We start from the raw sequence: 15,530 nt of genomic DNA on the forward strand, positions 1-15,530 counted from the left end.
GGTGGCCCTGCTGCCGGACACGCTCGCCGGCCCGTTCTTCCTGCTCCCACCCGACGTGATGCCGGCCGACGGCGCCTGGCGGTACGCGGTGAAGGCGGCCGACCCGCAGGCCGTCGCGCCCCGGCTCGCCAGCCTGGGTGAGGTGAAGACGACCTCGGAGTGGATCGAGGCATACGCCGACGAGGAGCAGCGCCAGAGCGTCGACGTCATGGTGGCGCTGCTCGGCATGGCCATGCTGTACACGGTGATCGCCATGGTCAACGCGGTGGTGATCTCCGCTTCGGACCGGCGCGGCGAGTTCGCGGCGGCGCGAGTGACCGGCCTGACCCGCGGTCAGGTGGTGCGCACCGCGCTGGGCGAGGCGCTGGGCGTGGTGGCGATCGGCCTGCTCCTGGGCACGCTCGCGGCGGCCGGCACCGTGGTCGGCATCGCATTCGCCATCAAGGACATGATCGGTATCAGCGCGACCAGCCCACCCTGGGCGCTGCTGGGCGCGGTCGCGGTCGGCGCCACGCTGATCGTGGGTACGGCGAGCGTGCTCACCACCCTCTCCGCGACCCGTACACCCGCGATCCGCCTCGTCGCCGCCCGCGAGTGAGGACCCGCCTTGCCTCTAATCAGCCATCGACGGGGCGACTTTCGTACGAGCCGACCAGGCGGGCCAGCTGCCGACCCGCCGCCCATAGCGGTTCGCTTTAGACCTCTCCGCGCGGGACGGACGCCGGTCACGCAGCCGACAGCTTCTCTTTCTTTGAGACAAGGTATTTGCCCCGGTCCGCGCCAGTCGCTGACCGTATGCTCCCGCGGGCACCGCGCAGGTCGGCGGCTCGCTGGCGCTCGCCGAGATCCCCGACCTAATAAGAGCAACCGGGTAGGGCGGCAGTCATACTCGGCTCCGGTAGCCGCCGGCGGGTGAGCACTTCCCTGACCAGGACGTTGAGTCCTCAGCGCAGATCGTGCCCCGTTGGTGGTCGGGAGACAGGACCGCTGATGGGATGTCGTGCCTCGCTGACTGTGGCGTGAGCACTCGTTTATTAGGTCGCTGGTAGTTCTCCGCAGGCTCGCCGGAGCAGATCTGTCCGCTATGGATTGGAGTCGAGTTTGCTGTTCGTCGGAGATGACTGGGCGGAGGATCACCACGACGTCGAGTTGCAAGACGAGACGGGCCGGGTGTTGGGCCGGGCGAAGCTGCCTGAGGGTGTGGCGGGTATCGGGCGGCTGCACGCGATGATCGGCGAGCACCTGGGTGAGGACGACGAGGCGACGGTGGTGGTCGGTATCGAGACCGACCGCGGCCCGTGGGTGCAGGCGCTGATCGCGGCCGGCTACCAGGTTTATGCGATCAATCCGCTGCAGGTGGCCCGGTACCGTGAGCGTCGTGGTGTGTCGGGTGCCAAGAGCGACACCGGTGACGCACATGCCTTGGCCGACATGGTGCGCACCGACCGCCACCAGCTGCGCCCGGTCGCCGGGGACAGCGCCCAGGCCGAGGCGGTCAAGGTCCTGTCCCGTGTGCATAAGACGCTGATTTGGGACCGTACCCGGCAGATGCTGCGGCTGCGTCACGCGCTGCGTGAGTTCTTCCCGGCCGCGCTGGTCGCCTTCGACGATCTCACCGCCCCGGAGGCCCTTGAGCTGCTGGGCGCCGCGCCGGAACCGACCGCAGCCGCCGCGCTGAGCACCGAACGGATCAACGAAGCGCTCAAGCGCGCACGCCGCCACGGCAGGGCAGCCAAGGCCGAGGCCATCGCGGCCGCGTTGCGGGCCGAGCATCTGGGCCAGCCCCCAGTAGTGGCTACCGCCTTCGCCGCGACCGTGCGCGCGCACGTGGCGATCCTGGGCACCCTCAACGCCGAGATCAAGACCATGGGTAAGGAGATCGAGGCCCATTTTTCCGAGCACCCGGACGCTGAGGTCTACCTTAGCCAGCCCGGCCTTGGCGTCGTGCTCGGCGCCCGGGTGCTCGCCGAGTTCGGCGACGACAAACAGCGTTACGCCGACGCAAGAGCACGCAAGAACTACGCCGGGACCAGTCCGATCACCCGCCAGTCCGGCAAGAAGAAGGTTGTGCTGGCCCGCTACGTCCACAACGACAGGCTGGTCGACGCCCTCGGCCAGCAGGCCTTCACCGCACTGAACAACTCACCAGGCGCCCGCACCTACTACGACCAACTCCGGGCCAAAGGCGTCGGCCACCGCGCCGCGCTCCGCCAGCTCGGCAACCGTCTCGTCGGCATCCTCCACGGATGCCTCAAAACAGGCAAGCCATACAGCGAAGACATCGCCTGGGCACACCACAGAAAAGATCTTGACACTGCCGCTTGACAACAAATCCACATGGGATGTCTGCGCTGCCGGGTCCGCGGTCCAAGCCCAACTCCACCTCGGGGATCGCCGTCGGGTAAGAGGTGGGTGCGCGGGCGCATGTGCTCTGCTTCCCTAGAGTGGCCGTGCCGGCGATCACCGGCGACTTTGCCGCCGGGTGGGCCCTCTGGTCCTGGATGATGCTGGTCCCGCGGCGACCGCGCGGACCCGTCTCCTTGATCGGCGCGGTCGGGTTGGTGCCGGAGCGCGGACCTGGTTGGACGGCCCCCGCCCAACCGCTGAGCTAGGTCAAGGTTGGGCCGGAGCGCGGACCCGGAGGCGAAGGTCGTGGTTGGCCGACCACGGCCCCGGGGTGAGCGTGCCCAACGGCGGAGGGTGAGGCCGCGGGAGCGACGGTCCGGACCACCACGGACATCGCGGTAGCCCAACTCCTTTGATTTTGGATCTTTATCCGGGAGAAGACGCCGAGGCCACCCTGACTCCAAAGCTGTCTAGCCGAGGTCAGCCCGGCCTGCCTCGGGGCAGCGACGTCCGTCATGGTCCCGATGCCACCGCCGTGGTGCTTCACTTCGACTTCACCCCATCTGAGAAGCAGCTTTGAACGCGTGAACCTTTCCACTCACCAGGTGCTACCAACCGGTGATGGACGATGACGCGGCCCTGCTCGCGCTTGTGGCGCGGGGTGACAGCGGCGCGCTGGCGCGGCTGTACCAGGCGTATGCCGGCCGCCTCTTCGGCTACCTGCTGCGACTAGTCGGTGACCGGATGGTCGCGGAGGAGATCCTCCAGGACACGATGCTGGCGGTGTGGCGCTCGGCCGGCGGCTACGCGGGCGCCTCGGCCGTCTCGACCTGGCTGTTCGCCATCGCCCGCCGCCAGGCGTATTACCGGCTGCGCGGCCAGGCACCGCCGCCACCGTTCGAGGCGGTCGACCGCCCGGACCCGGCGCCCGGGCCGGAGGAGCTGGCGATCGCCGCGGCCGGTGGCAGCCCGGTCGCGGGCGCGGTCGGTGACCTGCCGGATCACCAGCGGGACGTGGTCGCGCTGGTCTTCGTCGCCGGGCTGCCGCTCGCCGAGGCGGCCGCCGTCCTCGGCATACCGGTAGGGACGGTCAAGAGCCGGCTGCACCACGCCCGGGCCGCGCTGGCCCGCACGCTCGCCACCCAGGAGGTGCCGAAATGAGCCTGGAGTATGTGACCGGCGCACTCGACGCAGCGGAGCGCGCGAAGTTCGAGGCCCACCTCACCCAGTGTGCCAAGTGTCGCGCCGACGTGGCGGCCTGGCGTTCCCTGGCGACGGCGGCGGATGACCCCAGCCCGCCCGGGCCGGAGCTGATCCACCGGGTGCTGCTGCGCAGCGCACTCTCCGGACCGCCGCCGGCGACGCGGCGGAAGGCCTGGTTCTCGCTCGCGCTGCTGCGGGCCGAGGCGCGGCTGGTGCGGCCAGCGGTCCCGATCGCCTCCGCGCTCGTGATGGCGCTCGGCGTGGCTCTCGCCGCGGCCCCGTCGGCCACCGGCTCAGCGGGCCAGGTGCTCGCCCTGGTCGCGCCGGTCGTGGCCGCGCTGGGCATCGCCGGGGTGTATGGGCCACGCCGCGACCCCGCCTTCGAGGTGGTCGCGGCCACACCCACCGCGCCGGGGCTGATCCTGCTCACCCGGATCGCGCTCGTCTTCGGGTATGACCTGGTGCTCGCGCTCGCCGCCTCGGGCGTGCTCGCCGCGCTGGGCGGTGACCCGGGCGGCCTGTTCACGCTGGTCGACGCCTGGCTCGGGCCGATGGCGCTGCTGTCCGCGCTGAGCCTGGTGCTCGCCGTGTGGCTCGGCGCCGACGTCGCGGCCGGCGTGGCGGTCGTGCTGTGGTCGCTGCGGGTGCTGGCCGGCGGCCCGCTCGGCAACGCCACCTGGGCGCTCGACGCCGTCCGGATCGTGTGGGCGACAAACGCGGGCACCGTTCTGGCCGCCACCGCGCTCACCGCGCTCGCGGTATTCCTCGCCGCACGCGGTGAACCCATCCGCCACCACCGCGCTACTTACCTCGCGTGAGACCAATAGACCTCTGGCGGTCTGAGGTGCGCCGCGCCGGCTGGACCGCGCTGCTGACCCCGCCCGTCGCCACCGCTGTCCTCGTGCTCGTCGCGCTGCTCGACAGTGGCACGGCCACCGACGAGGCGACCGCCCGCAGTCTGCTCGCCGCCCTGGAGATGGCGATGCCGCTGGCCGCCGGGGTCGGCGCCGCGTCGCTGGTCGGCCGCGACCCGGCCGTCGAGCTACAGCTGACCGCGCCGACCTCGTATCGGTCGACGCTGCTGCGCCGGCTCGTGGTCACGCTCGGCTGGGCGGCCCTCCTGGCGGTGCTCGTCGTCGGCGTCCTCGTCATGACCGGCTGGTGGCCGCCGAGCCGAGGGATCGTGAGCGGCCAGCTCATCTGGCTCGCGCCCACGCTCTGCCTGGGCGGGTTGGGCTTCCTGGCCGCTGCGGCGTTCCGCGGACCGGCGGCGGCCGGCTCGCTGATCGCCGCCGTCTGGATCGTGCAGCAGGTCTTTCCCAGCGCGTTCCAGGACCAGGCCTGGTCCCGCCTGCTGTATCTCTTCGCCACCACCCGCGGTGCCGTGTCGGATGAGTGGACGGCCAACCGCCTCACGCTCGTCGCGACCGCGCTTGCCTTCGGTGTGGTCGGTTGGCTGCTGCTGGGGCGCACCGAGCGGCTGCTGCGCGGGGAGGCGGAGTGAGCGCGGCATTCCGATACGAGTTCCTGATGCAGGTGCGCAAGCGGTCGATGTGGCTGGCTAATGGCGCGATTGTGCTGCTGCTCGGCCTGCTCAGCGCCCGCTCGCTCGGCGACGTGCTCGACGACCCGGCGGCGAAGGCGACGATGGCCTCGACCGCGGTCCTGGTCAACCTGATCCTGCCGGTCGGCTACGGCTGCTTCCTCGCCGACCGCCTGGTCCGGGACGACCGGCTCGGCGTCGCGGCCATCCTCGACGCCACGCCCGCCTCCGCCGCGGGTCGCCTGGCCGGCAAGTACCTCGGCTCCTGTGCCGCCGCGGCCGTCCCGCTCGCGATCGTCTACTTCGGATTCGCCGCGCTCTACGCCGCCACCGCCGGGCGGCCGGTCGCGCTCGGCTGGGCGGCCGCGCTCTTCGCGGTGGTCATCCTGCCGGCGGTGTTGTTCGTCGGCGCGTTCGCGCTCGTCGTGCCGCTGCTGATCCCGGCGCCGCTGTTCCGGGTGCTGTTCGTCGGGTACTGGTTCTGGGGCAACGCGATCAGCCCCGCGGCGATGCCGACGCTGGCGTCGAGCCTTGTCACACCGATCGGCAGTTACCCGCTGGAGGTGTTCTTCGGCGTCGACCTGGCCGGACCCGAGCCCGGCGCGTTGTTCAACTTCCTCCGGCCGGAAGCCACCGCCGCCACCGCCTTGCTGTCCATCGGCGTGCTGCTCGCGCTCGCCACCCTCGTCCTCAGCGCCGCGCCCGCCCTGCGTGCCCGCATCACCCGATAGGAGAGTCCCTTGCGGATCGAGATTTCCGGGCTCACGAAGACGTACAAGGGAAAGGTGCCGGCCCTCGACGGCCTGGACCTGCTGGTGCCGACCGGCATGTTCGGGCTGCTCGGCGCCAACGGTGCCGGCAAGACCACGCTGATGCGGATCCTCGCCGGCCTGTTGCGGCCGACCTCCGGCGACGTGCGGATCGGCGGAAACGACGTGACGAGCCGCGCCGGGCGGCAGGCGGTGCAGCGGGTGCTCGGCTACCTCCCGCAGGACCTCGGTGTGTACCCGGATCTGAGCGCGCGCGAGTTTCTCGACTACGTCGGCCTGCTCAAGGGCATCGACGACCGCGCGACCCGACGGCGCCGGGTCGGCGAGCTGCTGGAGGTGGTGGCGCTCACCAGTGAGGCGGACCGGCGGCTGCGCGGCTACTCGGGCGGGATGCGCCGCCGCGTCGGCATCGCCCAGGCGCTCCTCGCCGACCCGCGCCTGCTGATCGTGGACGAGCCGACCGCCGGCCTCGACCCGGAGGAGCGGATCCGTTTCCGCACGCTGCTGTCCCAGCTCGCGGGGGAGCGCACGGTGCTGCTCAGCACCCACATCGTGGACGACATCGCGCAGACGTGCCGGGAGCTGGCCGTGCTGGCGAAGGGGCGGCTGGTCTTCCGCGGCACCGTGGAGGACCTCACCCGCCGCGCCGACCGTCGGGTGTGGTCGGTGGTCACGGCCGGTCCGGCGCCGTCCGGCGGCACGATCGTCTCGGCGCTGCCGGTGGAGGGTGGGCTGCGATACCGGGTGGTCGCGGCGACGGCGCCCACACTGGACGCCGAGTCGCTCAGCCCGAACCTTGAGGACGGCTACCTGGCCCTTTCCCAGCCTGGCCCCGTAGAAGATGCCATGCGGCCTTAGCACGCTGGTCACAAACCCGTCCGGACCTGGCCACCACTGATGATCAACGTGCACCATGGCGCCCGACCCGAACGCGATCGCGGCGGCCTCTGGAGAGCTCTATGCCTCGCCGAATACTCATACTGCTGCTTTCACTGACCCTTCTCCCCGTAGCGGCGGCCACGCCAGCCCAGGCCGCGCCCGCTCCCGCCGTCACCACCGAAGAGCTGACCACGCACGCGGGCGGCTCGACGCTGCTGCGCGCGCCGGTCGACGGCAGCCGCCGGTCGTACAACCTCGACGTCGAGGTCACCCGGCTCGGCACGGGCAACCTGCCCCGCGCCGACGTGCGGGTCGACGTCGAGACCGCGCCCGGCTCCGCCGAGTACCAGACGGTCACCCTGGAGGACCAGCCGCGGGCCGTGCTGTCCGGGACGGTCAAGGTCGCCGCGGGCGCCGGCGGCGCCGTGGCGGTGCGGCCCACGTTCTTCACCAAGGGCGACTACGCGGTACGGGTCACCGTCCGCGAGGGCAACACGGCGATCGCCGTGCGCGCGGCCCAGGTGCTTGTTGCCTCGGCGTTCGTGCCGGTCGGCGTCATCGCGGCGGGTACCGAGATCGTGTCGGCCACGCCGGACGGCAAGACTGTCGTCACCACGAACGGCGACGGCGTCGGCCTCGTCGACATCACCGACCCGACCAAGCCCGGCCCGCTCCGCGCGGTGCCCGTCACCGACGGCGTGACCTCGGTGGACGTCACCCCGAATGGCCGGTGGGCGCTCGTCTCCTCCACGAGCGGCGTGCTCGGCGTCGTCGACCTCGCCTCCGCCACCGTCGCGCGGCGGATCCCGATCCCGCAGGGCGCCGACGCGGTCAAGGTCTCGCCGGACGGGCGGTACGCCGCCGTCGCGGTCGAGGCCGAGGGCGCCGGGCAGGGTGGCGTGCTCGCGGTCGACCTGGTCGGCGAGCCGGACGCGTGGACGACCCGGGTGGTGCCGTTCGACGAGAACGACCCGGCGTTCGAGACCGGCTCCGACCTCCAGCCGGAAAACATCGACATCGACGAGCGAAACTACGCGGCGCTCTCCTTCCAGGAAAACAACGCGGTCGCCGTCGTCGACCTGGCCAGCGGCGCGACCGTGAGCCTCTTCAACCTGGGCACCTCGACCCGCCTCTACGACAGCGGCCAGGACGGCAACGTCTTCAGCGAGGACGTGCAGCGCACCGCCAGCCGCCACCCGGACGGCATCGCGTGGACCCCGGACCACCACATCCTCACGCCGAACGAAGAGGGCGGCTCCCGCTCGTGGTCGGTCTTCACCACCGATGGCGTGCTTGTCTTCGACTCCGGCGCCGAGCTGGAGCGGCAGTTCTCGTACCACGGCATGTTCCGCACCACCGACCCGGAGTTCGAGCAGGTCACCGCGGCCACGTTCGGTACCGGCCCGGAGGCGGAGACGTTCGCGCTGGTCGCCACCGAGCGGTGGGGCGCCCTCGCCGTCAACCGGATGGAGGACGCCGAGCACCCGCGGCTGAGCCAGATCGTCGGGACCAACTTCTACAACGACGACCCGCGCCCCGAGGGCGTGTACGCGATCACCGGGCGGGACCTGGTGCTGGTCGCCAACGAAGACGAGAACACGGTCGCGATCATGCGCCGCACCCCGACCGTGCGGGAGACCGACCGGCCCATCGCGACCTCGCACATCGCCGGCTGGAAGGAGATCGTGGGCTGGGCCGCCTCCGGTCCGTCCTCGCTCGTCGGTGTCACCGCGACGGACCAGCTGCTGCGCCTGTCGATCACGCCGACCGAGGTGCTTGTCGACGAGAGCCTGCCGATCGCCGGCCGCCCCGACGCGGCCATCTCCGACGCCAGCGTCGACGCTGTCGCGGTCGACCCGGTCAAGGGCGACGTGTGGGTCGCGCTGCGCCAGGACTCGTTCAGCGGCGACCCGGTTGAGCACGTCCTGGCCCGGCTGGACCGGGGTGGCCGGGTGGTCGAGACCTTCGCGCCGCACCTCGGTGACATCGTCGCCCTGACGGCGGACCCCGCGGGTGGCCGGCTGTGGGCGGTCATCCAGCAGCAGGACGGGCGCCAGTTGCTCGTGTCGTACGACATCAAGGGCCGCAAGGTCCGCTCGTGGCCGGCGCGCGTCAGCGACGTCGTCGAGCTCATCGCGTACAGCAATGGCGACCTGGGTGTGGTCAGCCGGGCGGACGACGCCGCCACGCTTGTCGACCGCGTACGGGTGTCGAACGTGCCGGAGGGCCAGCCGGCGCTCGTGGCGCGGGCGGCCAACCTCGCCACCGAGTTCGGCTTCATGGGCACCGACCGCGAGGTTGGCGAGGCGGCGGCCGTGCTGCCCGGCGGTGACCTGATCGTCGAGGCTCCGGTGCCCCAGGGCGGCTTCATCCCGCTCGTCCGGATCCCGCGCTTCGACCGCTCCGGCGGCAGCGCCCCGGCGGGTTCGGTCGTGCTCGGTGCCACCGTGGCGCAGGCCGGCACCACCGTGCCCCTGACGATCGGCAGCGCCCGCCCAGCCGGCTACCAGGTCCAGGCCCGGATCGCCGGCGGCGAGTTCGTGGCGCTGAGCGACGGCGGCCAGATCCCGGCCGGCGAGTCCACCGTGGACGTACGTGTCCCGGCCGTGGACGGCAAGTACGACGTGCGCGTCGTGCTCATGTCCGGCACCGGCTCGACCGCCACGCTCAAGGCGGCCGCCAAGCTTGTCGTGGACACCCCGGCCGGTACGGCGACGGTGACCGCGCCGACCGCGACCGCCCCGGCCAAGACGTACCCCGGCGGTGCCTTCCCCGTGCGGCTCACCACCGAGCGGGCCGGCGTCGCCACCGTGCAGGCCCGTCCGTCGTCCCCCGGGGCGAAGTGGGTCACGCTGAAGGTGGCCGGCGGCGGGATCGTGCCGACGCCCGGCGGCGGCGAGCTGTCCGTCACCGCGCCGGCCGGCGACGGTACGTACGACCTGCGGGTCACCTTCCGCTCCGGCGGCGACGCGGCGTCCACTGTGGATGTCCCGGGTGGGCTCGTCGTGGCGACCCCGCCCGCGCCGACCATCACGGCCAGCCCGAGCGCGGCCCAGCCGTTCACCACCTGGGCGGGCGGCCTGGTACGGGTCACGGTGACCACGGACATCGAGGCGAGCGTCACCGCCACGCTGGTGCCCGCACAGGGTGAGCCGCTTCCGCTGCCCGGCCTCGCCGGCTCGACCTTCACCGGCAGCCGTACCGTGCAGGTCGATGCCCCGCTTGTCGACGGCAAGTACGACCTCGTGGTCGAGGCCCGCAACGCGGCCGGCGCCACCACCCGCGTGGTGGAGACGGGCGCGCTTGTCGTGGCCACGCCGGCGCCCGAGGTGGCGGCGGTGACCGCGCTGCCGGTACGCAACTCGGCGCAGGGCGTGATCCGGCCGTCGTTCCGCTTCAACCAGACCGGTACGTGGGTGCTCGACACCCGGCCGGCGGGCAGCGGTGACGGGGCCTGGACGCGTCACCAGTCGTGGGCGACCCCGCGGACCATCTCGGACAACCAGCTCGAGCAGTCCGCGTTCATGCAGGCCCCGACGGCCGACGGCACCTACGACATCCGGATCGGCTTCGTCAACGAGGTCGGCACGGCGGTGCAGCAGGTGTTCCCCGGCGCGATCGTGGTGGAGACCCCCAACCCGGCGCTGACGGTCGTGGCGCCGACGGCGGAGCAGCCGCTGCGCACCACCGCCGGCGGCCGCCAGAGCGTCCAGGTGGAGACCGACCAGGTCGCCACCATCAAGCTGGAGATCCGTCCGGCTGGCTCGGACGCGGCGTGGACGCCGGCCGGCTCCGCGACGGTCGACGGCAGCGACGGCGGCGGCGTCCAGTTCGTCGGGCTGACCGCGCCGTTCGTGGCGAGCAGCACGTACGACCTCCAGGTGACGGTCACCAACGTGGTGGGCGGGTCGACGAGCAAGGTCGTGCCCGGCGGCCTCGTGATCGACAACCCGCAGCCGGTGGTCAGCATGGAGGAGCCCAGCAGCGTCCAGCCGCTGTACCGGCGGCCGGGCACCTCGGTGCAGACTTTCATCACGACGTCCGGCACGTACGACCTGAAGTTCGAGATGGCGCCGACCGGCACCGGGGAGTGGACGACGGTCTTCTCGGGGCAGGTCAGCGGCTCCCGGTACGCGCCGGCCACCGTCCCGCAGACCCCGGGGGCGTACGACCTGCGCGCCACGGTGACCAACGCGGACGGCGAGACCGCCACGTCGCTTCAGCCCAAGGCGCTGTGGGTGGGCAAGGGTCCGGGCAGCCCCATCGTCATCAACGAGCTGAAGATGGGCGGCCCCGAGTACGTCGAGCTGCGCAACATCACTGACGCGCCGGTCGACGCCTCGGGCTGGTACCTGACCGCCTGCCGCCAGGAGGAGACCGCACTCGCCACCGTCCCGGCGGGTACGATCCTCGCCCCCGGCCAGCGCTGGCTGGTCGCCACCGGCAGCTACCCGACCGCCGACCCGGCCTACCCGGCGCCCAACCAGCGGGTCGGCCGCCTCTTCGCCAACAGCGGCTCGGAGCTGTACCGCCCCGACCGCACCCGGGCCGACGCGGCGGGCGCCTCGGCGGGCCAGGGCTGCTGGGAGGGCGCACCCCTCCCGTCCGCACCCGCCGGCCAGTCGTGGAGCCGCGGCCCGGCCGGCACCGACACCGACGACAACGCCAACGATTTCACCGTGGGCTCGCCCACGCCCGGTAGCTGAACCGTCCCGCTCCAAAGCCGGCGCCTGGCCTTCGGGTCAGGCGCCGGCGCCATTCAGGCCCGCCGACTGCCGGGGAGAGCCGCGCCTGCCGGTCACCGACGCGATCCTCCGCCTGCTCGCCGACGCTACGCCCGCTGAGATGTCGTGGACGGTCGCCGCCTGAGACTTTCGGAGTCTGGTCGTTGCATCTGTCCACAGTGGTCACAGATCTATTCCACAATGGAGATTTGAGCTACCGCGACGTCCGCGGTGGTCCGGACCGCTGCTCCCGCGGCCTCACCCTCCGCGTCCCACAACCCGCCGCCGGCCTTGAGAAAGGCCGGCGGCGCCCGGAAGACCTTCTGGATCTAGTCGACTATTTGCCGCCTGGCAGCAGAAAGCATGCCAGCGATCGTGGTACTCAGCTGTCGCTATGGGCACAGCGAAATACCACGATCTGCCGGAAAGCCCCCGGCCGTAGCGCCGAGTTCGGGCGGTTCCGGTCAGCGTGACGCGGGCGGGCGCGGTGTCGCCACCGGCCCGGGGGTTTGGTTGTGAAGCGCGGAGGGTGAGGCCGCGGGAGCGACGGTCTGGACCACGGCGGGCGTCGCGGTAGCTCGAAATCTCTGTCCTGAATGGATCTGGGGCCGCCATTGGTGGGCAGATCAGTCAGATGGGGGTGGGGGATCGGTGGGCGGTGCCTGCGGGGGTGGGGAATCTGTGGGTGGCGCCTGCGGGGGAGGCGGCGGGGCGGGTGCCGCGTAGGCGATCGGGACGAGGGCGTAGCCGGGTGGGACCGGGTAGGCGGATGGGTAGCCGGGCGGGGCCGGGTAGGCGTACGGGGGCCGGGCGGGACCGGGTAGGCGAAGGGGTAGCCGGGCGTCGTAAGGGGTGGCAGTGGCGGCCGGTAGTACCTGTTCGACGGTGGCACCAGCAGGAGGATCGCGACCACGATCGCCAGCACGCAGCCCAGGACGATCAGTGCGGGGACCAGGCCGCCCAGCCAGGCGGCCGAGCCGGTGGACTCGAGCTCGAAGAGCTTGTCGTAGAACGGCGTTTCCTCGAGCCAGGGCCCTTCCTCGTCCAGGTCCTCCGGTGGCGCGAAACCTATTAGCAGGACCGCCGCCAGTGTGCCGAAGCCGCCGCACGCCACGCAGCACAATGCCGGGATGCCGGCGCCGACGCAGGTCAGGATGCGGGCGACGTTGCTGCCGGAGCGGACCGGAAAGGCGGTCGCCGCGAAGAGGGCCAGCAGGACGACCGCGGCCAGTGTGGTGAACGCGGTGATTTGCACGTTGGAGGCGCGTTCCATGCTGACCTCCTCCGGGTCGGCGTTGGTCAGCTCCGCGGCCCTGTCGATGAGGCCGTCGTAGACGACCGCCTCGACCACGGTCAGCGCGGCCAGCGCCAGCAGGATGGCGACCACGCCGAGCTGAAGGCCGAACGCCACGGTCACGGTGGCGGGGCGGCGCCGCTCGGCGGGTGGCGGGGGAGCCGCGACGGGAACGGTCACGGGCGGCACAGTACCGATTGTCGCGGTAGGTGTCGCGTCGCGATCGGCCGGACTTTCGGGCCCGGACGGTGGAGCGACCGACGATGCCAACATAGGGGCTTTCCCCCAGGTGCGGTCCGCGCGGGCGGCCTAGCGTCTGCGGCATGGTGCCAACCGGCGCCGCCGCCCCGCGGGGGGTGGGGCGGCGGCGTCGACCCCCGTACCGTTCTTCCAGTTGTCAGACTGATCGGGACGCCGAAAATCGTCGGTGAACTTCGGTAGCTTGACCAGGTGATCACCACCCTGGCCGTGCAGAGCTACCGCTCGCTGCGCGACCTGGTCGTCGAGCTGGGCCAGCTCACCGTGATCACGGGGGCGAATGGCACCGGCAAGTCCAGCCTGTACCGGGCGCTCCGGCTGCTCGCCGACTCGGCGCGGAATGGCGCGGTCGCCGCGCTGGCCCGGGAGGGCGGGCTGACCTCCACACTCTGGGCCGGGCCGGCGACGATCGGCAAGGCCGTGCGGGCCGGCGAGTACCCGGTGCAGGGCACGGTGCGGCGTGGCCCGGTCAGCCTCAAGCTGGGCTTCGCCGGGGACGACCTCGGGTACGCGGTCGACTTCGGCATGCCGAACGAGTCGGAGGACTCGGCGTTCAAGCTGGACCCGCAGGTGAAGCGGGAGGCCGTCTGGGCTGGCCCGATCCTGCGGCCGGGGACGCTGCTCGTCGACCGGGGCGGCACCGCGCTGCGGATCCGCGAGGCCCGCGCGTGGTCGGCGTTCGCGGACGCGGTGGGGCCGTTCGACAGCATGCTCAGCGAGTACAGCGACCCGCAGCGCGCGCCCGAGCTGCTGACCCTTCGCGAGCGGGTGCGGTCCTGGCGCTTCTACGACCAGCTACGGACCGACGCGGCGGCGCCGGCCCGTGAGGCGCGGGTGGGTACCCGTACGCCGGTGCTCAGCCATGACGGCGGCGACCTGGCCGCCGCGCTACAGACGATCCGGGAGATCGGCGAGGCGGCCGCGCTGGGCAGCGCGGTCGACGCGGCGTTTCCGGGCAGCCGGCTGGAGATCGGCGTCGATGGCGGGCGGTTCGAGGTACGGCTGCGCCAGCCCGGTCTGCTCCGCGGGCTCGGCGCCGCCGAACTCTCCGACGGCACGCTGCGCTATCTACTGTGGACGGCCGCGCTACTGACCCCACGCCCGCCCGCGCTGCTGGTGCTCAACGAGCCGGAGACAAGCCTGCACCCCGAGCTGATCCGGCCGCTCGCCGCGCTGATCGCGGGCGCCGCGGTGCGTACCCAAGTGGTGGTCGTCAGCCACAGCGGCCCTCTGATCGATGCGCTCACCCAGGACGAGCCCGACCTGACCCGCATCGAGCTGGTCAAGGACCTCGGCGAGACGCGGGTCGCGGGGCAGGACCGCTTCGACCAGCCCGCCTGGCAGTGGCCCAAACGCTGAGGCTGCACATATTTGTGGCATTTGTGGGCATTCCCGTACCCCAAACGGCCACGATCAGCCAACCGACCAGAGAGCGAGGCGGCGATGACCTACCTCGGAAGTGGCGATCCGGCCCGACGGCGGACCGACTACACCCCGCCCTGGCTCGCCGATCTGGCTGACGACGTGACGATGGAGGGCGCGGTGCTCAACGGCATCGTCCGCGGCGCCGACGCCGTGCGGACGCTGCTGTCGTACGCCCGGACGCTGTACGAGTACCAGGATTTCGTCTTCGTCGGCGAGTACGGGGAAAACGGCTACGTCGAGGACTACTCGTCCCGCATCCAGGGCCAGCCCATCGGCAATATCGCCGTGATCTACCGGAACGACAACGGCAAGGTCCAGCACCTGGTCATGAACCACCGGCCACTGTCAGCGGTACTGCTCTTCTCGCGCCTCATGGGTGAGCACTTCAAGGAAACGGCCTACGCCGACTTCTTCGCCGCTCCGACTGAGATCTAAGCCGGCGGTGCCGCCAGGAGCTTGGTCATCACGTCGTTCTCGGCGCCCTGCTCGTTGACGATGTGCTTGGCGAGGTTGCGGACGTACGCGTTCTGCCCCACCTTCAGCACCGCCTTCGCCATCAGGATCGCGCCCTTGTGGTGCTCGATCATCTGCTCCAGGTAGAGCCTCGTCGCGGCCGGAGGGTCGGCGGCGGCTAGTGCGGCCAACTGTTCCTCGGTCATCATGCCGTGGCCGGCGCCGTGCCGGGCGGCGGCGGCCGGGTCGTCCGGCGAGACCTCGGGCGAGCCCCAGGCGACCCGCCAGGCGTTCATTTCCTTGATCTCGCGGCCCTGGTCGGCGCGGATGTAATCGGCGATCGCCACCACCCGCTCCGGTACGCCGGACTTGCCGAGCAGCGTCTGGCTCATCTGTACCGCCTGACCGTGGTGGGCGATCATCATGGCGGCGAAGAGCATGTCCTGCCCGTTAGGGGGCGTCGAGGAGGCGGCCGGGGCGGGGGACGTGGCGGGCGGCGGTGGTGGCAAAGAGACCACAGTGGACGGCACGCCACCGCCGCAGCCGGCGAGCAGGAGACAGGCGGTCAGCAACAGCGTCGCGCGCACGGCAACCTCCTAAGGGGATCCGCCCCGCGCGCGTCGGCGCGCACGCGG

Annotated in this window: 12 protein-coding genes; 10 read left to right on the plus strand and 2 right to left on the minus strand. The window is 71.7% G+C overall.

The window, feature by feature from the left end:
* The first annotated feature begins 226 nt into the window (after positions 1-226).
* The 8 genes from Pflav_RS47760 to Pflav_RS00680 all read left to right on the plus strand — a co-directional run bounded on the left by Pflav_RS47760 (position 227) and on the right by Pflav_RS00680 (position 11,447).
* Positions 227-598 carry an FtsX-like permease family protein gene (locus tag Pflav_RS47760; protein WP_332107849.1) on the plus strand — a complete coding sequence of 124 codons (372 nt, stop codon included), beginning with the start codon at positions 227-229 and terminating at the stop codon, positions 596-598.
* A gap of 503 nt (positions 599-1,101) precedes the next feature.
* Positions 1,102-2,325, plus strand: a complete 1,224-nt coding sequence (locus Pflav_RS00650; protein WP_173032861.1) for an IS110 family RNA-guided transposase — start codon at positions 1,102-1,104, stop codon at positions 2,323-2,325.
* Between the two features lie 642 nt (positions 2,326-2,967).
* A complete protein-coding gene (locus tag Pflav_RS00655; RefSeq protein WP_173032863.1) occupies positions 2,968-3,507 on the plus strand; it encodes an RNA polymerase sigma factor in 540 nt (179 codons plus the stop codon).
* Positions 3,504-4,367: a zf-HC2 domain-containing protein gene (locus tag Pflav_RS00660; RefSeq protein WP_173032865.1), complete on the plus strand. Its 864-nt coding sequence runs from the start codon at positions 3,504-3,506 to the stop codon at positions 4,365-4,367. The genes Pflav_RS00655 and Pflav_RS00660 overlap by 4 nt, the downstream gene beginning before the upstream one ends.
* Complete coding sequence (locus Pflav_RS00665; RefSeq protein WP_173032868.1) at positions 4,364-5,053, plus strand: hypothetical protein; 690 nt, start codon at positions 4,364-4,366, stop codon at positions 5,051-5,053. The genes Pflav_RS00660 and Pflav_RS00665 overlap by 4 nt, the downstream gene beginning before the upstream one ends.
* Positions 5,050-5,823 carry a hypothetical protein gene (locus Pflav_RS00670; protein WP_173032870.1) on the plus strand — a complete coding sequence of 258 codons (774 nt, stop codon included), beginning with the start codon at positions 5,050-5,052 and terminating at the stop codon, positions 5,821-5,823. The genes Pflav_RS00665 and Pflav_RS00670 overlap by 4 nt, the downstream gene beginning before the upstream one ends.
* Positions 5,824-5,832: 9 nt before the next feature.
* Positions 5,833-6,720: an ABC transporter ATP-binding protein gene (locus Pflav_RS00675; protein ID WP_173032872.1), complete on the plus strand. Its 888-nt coding sequence runs from the start codon at positions 5,833-5,835 to the stop codon at positions 6,718-6,720.
* A gap of 101 nt (positions 6,721-6,821) precedes the next feature.
* On the plus strand, positions 6,822-11,447 hold the full coding sequence (locus Pflav_RS00680) for a lamin tail domain-containing protein (RefSeq protein ID WP_173032874.1): 4,626 nt from the start codon (positions 6,822-6,824) through the stop codon (positions 11,445-11,447).
* Between the two features lie 400 nt (positions 11,448-11,847).
* Here the strand turns inward: Pflav_RS00680 and Pflav_RS44530 are convergent, their stop codons facing one another.
* On the minus strand, positions 11,848-12,939 hold the full coding sequence (locus Pflav_RS44530) for a hypothetical protein (protein WP_173032875.1): 1,092 nt from the start codon (positions 12,937-12,939) through the stop codon (positions 11,848-11,850).
* 270 nt (positions 12,940-13,209) lie between these two features.
* On the opposite strand from Pflav_RS44530, the gene Pflav_RS00690 reads away from it, so the two are divergent.
* Both Pflav_RS00690 and Pflav_RS00695 read left to right on the plus strand, forming a co-directional pair.
* A complete protein-coding gene (locus Pflav_RS00690; RefSeq protein WP_173032876.1) occupies positions 13,210-14,376 on the plus strand; it encodes an AAA family ATPase in 1,167 nt (388 codons plus the stop codon).
* Between the two features lie 84 nt (positions 14,377-14,460).
* Positions 14,461-14,877 carry a hypothetical protein gene (locus Pflav_RS00695; protein ID WP_173032877.1) on the plus strand — a complete coding sequence of 139 codons (417 nt, stop codon included), beginning with the start codon at positions 14,461-14,463 and terminating at the stop codon, positions 14,875-14,877.
* On the opposite strand, the gene Pflav_RS00700 is transcribed toward Pflav_RS00695, so the two are convergent.
* The gene (locus tag Pflav_RS00700; protein WP_173032878.1) at positions 14,874-15,482 is read right to left on the minus strand and encodes a DUF305 domain-containing protein; all 609 of its coding nucleotides are present in this window, start codon (positions 15,480-15,482) and stop codon (positions 14,874-14,876) included. The two genes, Pflav_RS00695 and Pflav_RS00700, sit on opposite strands and share 4 nt — an antisense overlap.
* Positions 15,483-15,530 lie beyond the last annotated feature (48 nt).

Origin of the sequence: Phytohabitans flavus (assembly GCF_011764545.1) — a bacterium.
Taxonomy (GTDB): Bacteria; Actinomycetota; Actinomycetes; order Mycobacteriales; family Micromonosporaceae; genus Phytohabitans; species Phytohabitans flavus.

Coding starts and splice junctions, on each gene's coding strand:
- Pflav_RS47760 (WP_332107849.1), top strand. CDS start 227: ATGGCCATGCTGTACACGGTGATCGCCATGGTCAACGCGGTGGTGATC.
- Pflav_RS00655 (WP_173032863.1), top strand. CDS start 2,968: ATGGACGATGACGCGGCCCTGCTCGCGCTTGTGGCGCGGGGTGACAGC.
- Pflav_RS00660 (WP_173032865.1), top strand. CDS start 3,504: ATGAGCCTGGAGTATGTGACCGGCGCACTCGACGCAGCGGAGCGCGCG.
- Pflav_RS00680 (WP_173032874.1), top strand. CDS start 6,822: ATGCCTCGCCGAATACTCATACTGCTGCTTTCACTGACCCTTCTCCCC.
- Pflav_RS00695 (WP_173032877.1), top strand. CDS start 14,461: ATGACCTACCTCGGAAGTGGCGATCCGGCCCGACGGCGGACCGACTAC.